Source organism: Pediococcus damnosus (genome assembly GCF_001437255.1).
Lineage (GTDB): Bacteria > Bacillota > Bacilli > Lactobacillales > Lactobacillaceae > Pediococcus > Pediococcus damnosus.
On record NZ_JQBD01000163.1, the window covers coordinates 1 to 1221 of the forward strand.

Consider the following 1221-nt stretch of genomic DNA (forward strand, 5'->3'; position numbering starts at 1 on the left):
TCCCCGATTCACGAGGAATCAGGGATTTTGGGTTTAGCAAGTAGCTACACGACAGCTACTTAGATTCAGTCGATTTTAACTTGCCGGTGAAAATCGACTGAACATTGTTCTTAATTTGTAGGTTAATTATACCGCAAACCAGTCCCAAAGGACAAGTTAAGGATAGTTAAAAACAAATTGAAGTCAATGGACTAAGTAGCTAACTGAAGCTATTTAGTCCATTTTTTGTTGTTAGAAATTAAAAAAGTTGCCGACTGGGCAACTCACAAACAGACACATGCTGGTGAATTACAAAGTTGTCACAACCAATGAATACTTTGTAATTCAGTTAGAGCATATCAGATTTGTATTTTAAAACAAGTCAGATGTTTTAGCAACTCTCTTTTGAGCCAGCATGGGTCGAGTATAGAAAGGGAGTTTTTATAATGGATCAAACAAATTTCAAGTTTTATCAAGCTGACAATGTTTATGGAGCCTTATTTTTCCAGTTTCCTAAGGTATTAATGTATGGCGAGCAATACAAGCATTTAAGCAATGACGCTAAATTAGCCTATATGGTACTAAAAGACCGGCTAGAGTACTCTTTGCGTAACAACTGGGTGGACGAAGACGGCAACATCTACTTTGTCTATACGAATGCTGAACTCATGGAACTATTCAACTCTTCCGAAAAGACCGTGATTAAGATCAAAAAAGAACTAGAGGGGCTTAATCTACTGCGGCAAAAACGTATGGGTTTTCAGCCTAAGGCAGGTAAACAGCTACCAAATCGTCTCTACCTTGCTGGCCTCGATGTACAAGCAAATGACGTGTATTTGCGTGGTGAACAGTCAGAAACGCCCGAAACCCTTGCTGCGCGCAGAACTGTAAATTCTACAGTTCAGCATGACACCGTTGAAACCCTTGCTGCGCGCAGAACTGTAAATTCTACAGTTCAGCATGACACCGTTGAAAAGGACGCTCAAACCCTTGCTGCGCGCAGAACTGTAAATTCTACAGTCAATCTATATAAAGACTCTAAAAACATAGATACTAATAGATACAATATAGATACTCAAAAGTTGGACTTTTCCACAGCCCATTTTTCACCAGCAGAAATTCAAAAGCAAAACCAGGATTTGGCGAACCATGCTAATGACTTCTTAACTGATGAAGACAGTGGCTTACCGGTTTTCTTAGAACCCGAAGCTGTGCAACTACTTAGTTTTTGGTGCCGTACCC

The 1221-nt window shown here is 39.9% G+C and carries 1 protein-coding gene; it reads left to right on the plus strand.

What is annotated here, in order from left to right; all coding sequences use genetic code 11:
• Positions 1-425 precede the first annotated feature (425 nt).
• Positions 426-1221 (plus strand): replication initiator protein A (locus IV84_RS10440; RefSeq protein ID WP_056986626.1); only part of this gene is annotated, 796 nt, incomplete at its 3' end.